Genomic DNA, 6494 nt, shown 5'->3' on the forward strand with positions numbered 1-6494 from the left:
CCCGGCAGAACCGGGCTCAAAATCAATATCAGGCCAGAAGATTGCCGGGAACAAACCACTCCCGCCGCGAATTTAGAAGATCTTGCGCACTCATGGCTTTTTTACCTGCGGGCTGCAGCGATTCCAGGTTCAATATGCCATCAGCCGTTGCAACCTGGATGCCGGCTTTCGACGTCTCGAGAATCGTGCCAGGAACCGCAGTTGTGGATGACGGAATCACTGACGCTTTCCATACTTTGATCGGCTGCTCGTCAATCACGAACCAGCTCATCGGCCACGGATTAAAAGCGCGAATGCATCGCTCCAATTGAGCCGCGCTCAAGGACCAATCGATACGCGCTTCTTCTTTGCTCAGTTTTTCTGCATAGGTGACCAGCGCTTCATCCTGCACTTGCGGCTCGGCACGTCCCTGCGCTAACTGCTGCAACGTATCGAGTAACCCCTGAGGGCCGAGCTGAGCCAGTTTATCGTACAGCGTAGCACTGGTATCTTCGGCAGTGACAGGACAGGAAAGTTTGTACAACATGTCTCCGGTATCAAGACCAACGTCCATCTGCATGATGGTAACGCCAGTTTCCGCATCGCCGGCCCATAATGAGCGCTGAATAGGTGCGGCACCGCGCCAGCGTGGAAGCAATGAGCCATGAACATTGATACAGCCAAGACGCGGCATTTCCAGTACGGATTTGGGGAGAATCAATCCATAGGCCACCACCACCATCACATCAGCGTTAAGGTTGGCGATCAGTTGCTGGTTTTCCTGAGCACGTAACGATACTGGCTGAAACACGGGCAGACCTTTTTCTTCTGCCAATACCTTAACCGGGCTGGGCATCAGTTTTTTTCCACGGCCAGCAGGGCGGTCGGGTTGGGTGAACACGCCGACTATCTGATGTTCAGAAGACAGCAGCGCGTCAAGATGACGCGCTGCAAAGTCCGGGGTGCCGGCGAAAATAATACGTAACGATTCTGACACGTTTATCCCTTCAGCCCGTATTACGCACGGGCGTTCATGCGATCCAGTTTTTCAACTTTCTGACGAATACGTTGGCGTTTCATCGGCGACAGATAATCGATAAACAATTTGCCCACCAGATGATCCATTTCATGCTGGATACAGATCGCCAGTAAGCCGTCAGCCTCCAGCTCAAATGTTTTTCCATCACGATCGAGCGCGCGGATTTTTACTTTCTCAGCACGCGGAACAAGCGCGCGCTGTTCCGGAATTGACAGGCAGCCTTCTTCGATACCTGTTTCACCGCTTTTTTCCAGCAGTTCCGGGTTAATCAGCACCAGTTGCTCATCGCGATTTTCTGACACATCGATAACGATAATGCGCTGATGAATATCTACCTGGGTTGCAGCCAGGCCAATGCCTTCTTCTGCGTACATCGTTTCAAACATATCATCGACGATACGCTTAATGTCCGCATTCACTTCTTTTACCGGCGTAGCGACTTTGCGAAGACGCTCGTCCGGAATATGTAACACATGCAAAACTGCCATAAATATCCAGAGTCGTGTTCAGGAGTTGGTGAGAATATTACCTCTATTCTAGACAAATCCCCTTCCGATTGACAGCATCAGTGACCAATCGCAAGGATTGGCGGGGCGGCTTGTGGCAGGGAGGAAGGATGACACCCACGGAGATTTGGCTGCGTTTAATGCAGGTTGGCGATTTGTGTGGCGACCGATGGCTAAATACGGAGCAATGGCTGTCGCATAATCAAGAATATACACCTGATGCGCTCCAACACATTGGTTTGACCGCAGCACAGACCCGACGATTTTTTTCACTCACGCAGAGTGAAATTGAGCGAACCCTTTCCTGGCTTGCTGCACCGGATCATCATTTAATTCTTGCCAGTGACGAGGCATACCCCATGTCACTTCGCGCGACGGATGATTACCCTGGCGCGATCTTTGTGAAGGGGACGATTTCGGTACTAAAAACAAAACAACTGGCGGTCGTCGGAAGTCGGGCGCACTCGTGGTATGGCGAACGTTGGGGGCGAACCTTTTGTGGGATGCTTGCAGCCAGTGGGTTAACGATCACCAGCGGGCTGGCATTAGGGATCGATAGTGTTGCTCATCGTGCTGCTTTAGATGCGAACGGCAAGAGTATTGCTGTTTTGGGGAATGGTTTACATCATATTCATCCGCGCCGGCATGCATCTCTGGCTGCACAATTGATCGAGCGAGGTGGAGCCCTTGTGTCAGAATTCCCTTTGCAGGCGCCGCCTTTGCCTGGGCATTTTCCTCGCCGCAACAGGATTATTAGCGGGCTTAGCCTGGGTGTACTCGTCGTCGAAGCTGCCGTGCGCAGCGGTTCCCTGGTCACTGCCCGTGCTGCGCTTGAACAAGGCCGTGAAGTGTTTGCTCTGCCAGGGCCAATTGGTAGCCCTGGCAGCGAAGGGCCCCACTGGCTAATTAAGCAGGGAGCAACACCGGTGACATCGGCAGAAGAGATCCTCGAAAATTTGCAAAATGATCTCAATTGGCTACCTGAATCACGCGAAAAAACAATTTATTCATCAGATCAAGAAAGCGCGGCATTGCCATTTCCTGAGCTCCTGGCTAACGTAGGAGATGAGGTAACACCTGTTGACGTCGTCGCTGAACGTGCCGGCCAACCTGTGCCAGTTACTGCATCACAATTGCTTGAACTGGAGTTAGCAGGATGGATCGCAGCTGTACCCGGCGGCTATGTCCGATTGAGGAGGGCAAGCCATGTTCGACGTACTAATGTACTTGTTTGAGACTTACATCCATAACGAAGTTGAAATGCGTGTGGATCAAGACAAACTGGAACGGGATCTTACCGACGCCGGATTTGATCGTGAAGACATCTACAATGCACTTCTCTGGCTGGAAAAGCTGGCTGATTATCAGGAAGGCCTTGTCGAACCGATGCAGCTTGCTTCTGATCCGCTCTCTGTGCGTATTTATACTGCGGACGAGTGCGAAAGGCTGGATGCCAGTTGCCGGGGGTTTTTATTATTCCTCGAGCAGATTCAGGTGCTAAACCTCGAAACGCGAGAAATGGTGATTGAACGTGTGCTGGCGCTGGATACGGCAGAGTTCGAACTGGAAGATCTGAAATGGGTCATTCTGATGGTGCTCTTCAATATTCCAGGATGTGAGAACGCATACCAGCAAATGGAAGAATTACTCTTTGAAGTGAATGAAGGTATGCTGCACTAATCATTTTTGCAGCTTCAAGAGTCGTTATGGCCAAATCAGCACTGTTTTCGGTGCGTAACAATGAGCCCTGCCCACAATGCGGGGCTGAACTTGTTATTCGCTCCGGGAAACACGGTCCGTTTCTCGGATGCTCACATTATCCGGAATGCGATTATGTACGCCCCCTGAAGAGCCAGGCGGACGGACATATCGTTAAAGTTCTGGAAGGGCATGTTTGCCCTGAATGCGGTGCCACCATGGTGCTGCGTCAAGGGCGTTTTGGTATGTTTATTGGTTGTAGCCAGTATCCTGAGTGTGAACATACCGAGCTGATTGATAAACCCGACGAGACGGCAATAACCTGCCCTCAGTGTCAGAATGGGCATCTGGTGCAGCGCCGCTCCCGATATGGTAAGACCTTCTACTCCTGCGATCGCTATCCTGATTGCCAGTTCGTCATTAATTTCAAGCCAGTGGCGGGCGAATGCCCTGTGTGCCGCTACCCGCTACTTATAGAAAAGAAAACCGCGCAGGGTGTGAAATGCTTTTGCGCCAGTAAACAATGTGGACAGCCGGTAACGGCGGAACAAACTCGTGAAGAATAACCTGCCAACAGACCCAATCGCTGCGGCGGTAGAGGTTTTGAATAAAGAACACGTCATCGCATATCCAACAGAAGCTGTTTTCGGCGTCGGTTGTGACCCGGACAGCGAAATCGCGGTTCATCGCCTGCTTGAACTGAAGCAACGCTCGGTTGAAAAAGGATTGATCCTGATTGCCGCAAGCTTTGAACAACTGAAACCCTATATTGATGACAGCATGTTGACCGATGCGCAGCGTCAGACGATTTTTGCCAGTTGGCCCGGCCCGGTGACTTTTGTCTTCCCGGCGAAGCCTACGACGCCTCGTTGGTTGACAGGCCGTTTCGACTCGTTGGCTGTGCGCGTTACCAATCATCCGGATGTCATTGCGCTGTGTGAGGCGTACGGCAAGCCGCTGGTATCGACCAGCGCTAACTTGTCTGGCTTACCACCTTGCAGAACTGCAAAAGAAGTGGCTGATCAGTTCGGCGTGGATTTTCCGGTCATTGATGCGCCAACAGGAGGACGACAGAATCCTTCTGAAATCCGGGATGCTCTAACCGGCGAACTTTTCCGTCAGGGGTAATCATATGGAATCCTATGCAGTTTTTGGTAATCCCATCGCGCATAGCAAATCGCCTTTTATTCATCAGCAGTTTGCTACGCAACTGTGTATTGATCATCAATATGGTCGTGTGCTTGCGCCGGTGAATGATTTTGTGAATACACTGGAGTCCTTTTTTGCCGGAGGCGGAAAAGGGGCCAATATTACAGTGCCTTTCAAAGAAGAAGCTTTTGCCCGCGCTGATGAACTGACCGAACGTGCTGCGCTTGCTGGGGCGGTCAATACACTAAAGCGACTAGAAGATGGCCGCTTACTCGGAGACAACACGGATGGAATTGGCCTGCTGAGCGATCTCGAACGTCTGGCATTTATCCGCCCGGGGTTTCGCATTCTTCTGATCGGTGCGGGTGGTGCCGCGCGGGGTGTATTGCTTCCCTTGCTCTCATTGGACTGCGCGGTAACCATTACTAATCGCACAGGGGCTCGTGCAGAAGAGCTGGCTCGACTCTTCGCCCATACGGGGAGTGTTGATGCGGTAGCCATGGATGACCTGGCTGACCATGCATTTGATCTTATTATCAATGCCACTTCCAGCGGGATTGGTGGAGACATTCCCGCATTGCCGGAAGCCATCATTCACCCTCAGACATATTGCTACGACATGTTTTATCAGAAGGGGAATACGCCATTCCTTGCCTGGTGCGAAAAGCTGGGCGCAAAGAATTGTGCCGATGGTCTGGGCATGCTGGTGGGACAAGCGGCCCATGCCGTGCTGTTGTGGCATGGTGTACTGCCTGACGTTGAACCTGTCATTAACTCCCTGAAGCTGGAACTGGCGAAATGAATCAGGCCATCCAGTTTCCTGATCGCGAAGAGTGGAATGTCTCAGCGCAGGCGGTCTTTTTCCCCGCGCTGGTCAATGGTATGCAACTCAGCTGTGCAATCAAAGGTGAAGTACTGGCACGACGTTTTGGTAGTGCAGCGCCAGAAGAGCATCTGGCGCTGTTTCGTGAATATCGCTGGGATTTAGAAGAGGAGGCTGAGCAACGTATTCGGCAGCAAGAAGAAGATGATCAGGGCGTTGTCTGGCTGTCCTGATCAATGTATTCGTCTTTCCACTTCACATAGTTATTTGCGGAGTATTTCAGCCCTTCTATTTCCGCTTCCTTCAGGGGGCGGATTTGTTTTACCGGGCTTCCCAGATAAAGATAGCCACTCTCCAGGCGCTTATTTTGGGGAACCAGGCTGCCAGCCCCGATCATTACGTCATCTTCTATTATGGCACCATCAAGTAAAATCGATCCCATACCGACCAGAACCCGATTACCAATAGTGCAACCGTGTAACATCACTTTATGTCCCACAGTAACATCTTCACCAATGATCAGCGGGTCGCCTTCAGGATTAGATGATGATTTATGTGTGACGTGCAGAACGCTGCCATCTTGAATATTGCTGCGCGCACCTATTTCTACATAATTCACATCACCCCGGATCACGACTAACGGCCAGATCCCAACATCATCAGCAATCCGGACATCGCCAATGACCACACTCGTAGCATCGACCATGACTCGTTGACCAATGCGAGGGAAAAGATCTTTATATGGACGTAAAGCAGCAGACATAATTACCTCATCAAATACTGACCCAGATAATGACTGTGATCGGAAGAAAGATCTTCTGCAAGCCATTTACATATCATTATTTGAACACATCGTACGGGATCGCAGCGGAAAGAATGAAAAAACAGCACTTAGAAAAAAAGATCGCAAAAAGACTTGTGCTTAAAATTGGGATCCCTATAATGCGCCTCCGTTGACACGACAACGTGAATCACTTCACGAGATAGTCGAAACAACGAGAGAGAAAAATCCTGAAATTCAGGGTTGACTCTGAAAGAGGAAAGCGTAATATACGCCACCTCGTGACAGCGCTCCAGAGCGCGTCACAACTGCTCTTTAACAATTTATCAGACAATCTGTGTGGGCACTCAAAGTGACATGGATTCTTGACGTCCACGGACGCTAAATGAATACCAAGTCTCACGAGTGAACACGTAATTCATTACGAAGTTTAATTCGATGAGCATCAAACTTTTAAATTGAAGAGTTTGATCATGGCTCAGATTGAACGCTGGCGGCAGGCCTAACACATGCAAGTCG

General features: G+C 50.7%; 9 protein-coding genes and 1 rRNA gene. 7 read left to right on the forward strand and 3 right to left on the reverse strand.

The features are described 5' to 3' along the window. Positions 1 to 28 precede the first annotated feature (28 nt). Both fmt and def read right to left on the reverse strand, forming a co-directional pair. Positions 29 to 976, reverse strand: a complete 948-nt coding sequence (gene fmt, locus GA0061071_RS22940) for a methionyl-tRNA formyltransferase (protein ID WP_088237206.1) — start codon at positions 974 to 976, stop codon at positions 29 to 31. 20 nt (positions 977 to 996) lie between these two features. After that, entirely contained in the window at positions 997 to 1506 is a 510-nt protein-coding gene (gene def / locus GA0061071_RS22945) for a peptide deformylase (RefSeq protein ID WP_061492938.1), read from the reverse strand. A 128-nt stretch (positions 1507 to 1634) separates the two neighbouring features. On the opposite strand from def, the gene dprA reads away from it, so the two are divergent. Genes dprA through GA0061071_RS22975 form a run of 6 tightly spaced genes read left to right on the forward strand, consistent with a single transcriptional unit; the run spans position 1635 to position 5427 of the window. Further along, positions 1635 to 2759, forward strand: a complete 1125-nt coding sequence (dprA, locus tag GA0061071_RS22950; protein ID WP_088237205.1) for a DNA-protecting protein DprA — start codon at positions 1635 to 1637, stop codon at positions 2757 to 2759. Next, a complete protein-coding gene (smg, locus tag GA0061071_RS22955) occupies positions 2731 to 3204 on the forward strand; it encodes a DUF494 family protein Smg (RefSeq protein ID WP_061492940.1) in 474 nt (157 codons plus the stop codon). The genes dprA and smg overlap by 29 nt, the downstream gene beginning before the upstream one ends. A gap of 26 nt (positions 3205 to 3230) precedes the next feature. Beyond that, positions 3231 to 3788 carry a DNA topoisomerase family protein gene (locus tag GA0061071_RS22960; protein WP_061492941.1) on the forward strand — a complete coding sequence of 186 codons (558 nt, stop codon included), beginning with the start codon at positions 3231 to 3233 and terminating at the stop codon, positions 3786 to 3788. After that, positions 3778 to 4350, forward strand: coding sequence for an L-threonylcarbamoyladenylate synthase type 1 TsaC (tsaC, locus tag GA0061071_RS22965; protein ID WP_088237204.1), 573 nt, complete (start codon positions 3778 to 3780; stop codon positions 4348 to 4350). The genes GA0061071_RS22960 and tsaC overlap by 11 nt, the downstream gene beginning before the upstream one ends. A gap of 4 nt (positions 4351 to 4354) precedes the next feature. Further along, on the forward strand, positions 4355 to 5173 hold the full coding sequence (gene aroE / locus GA0061071_RS22970; RefSeq protein ID WP_061492943.1) for a shikimate dehydrogenase: 819 nt from the start codon (positions 4355 to 4357) through the stop codon (positions 5171 to 5173). Beyond that, complete coding sequence (locus GA0061071_RS22975; RefSeq protein ID WP_088237203.1) at positions 5170 to 5427, forward strand: DUF1488 family protein; 258 nt, start codon at positions 5170 to 5172, stop codon at positions 5425 to 5427. Before aroE ends, GA0061071_RS22975 begins: the two co-directional genes overlap by 4 nt. Here the strand turns inward: GA0061071_RS22975 and GA0061071_RS22980 are convergent. Continuing rightward, complete coding sequence (locus GA0061071_RS22980; protein ID WP_061492945.1) at positions 5403 to 5957, reverse strand: gamma carbonic anhydrase family protein; 555 nt, start codon at positions 5955 to 5957, stop codon at positions 5403 to 5405. The genes GA0061071_RS22975 and GA0061071_RS22980 overlap by 25 nt on opposite strands. 473 nt (positions 5958 to 6430) lie before the next feature. Here GA0061071_RS22980 and GA0061071_RS22985 point away from each other — a divergent pair. Further along, positions 6431 to 6494: ribosomal RNA gene (locus GA0061071_RS22985) — 16S ribosomal RNA — on the forward strand; the annotation flags it as partial.

The organism is Kosakonia oryzendophytica, assembly GCF_900094925.1.
Classification (GTDB): domain Bacteria; phylum Pseudomonadota; class Gammaproteobacteria; order Enterobacterales; family Enterobacteriaceae; genus Kosakonia; species Kosakonia oryzendophytica.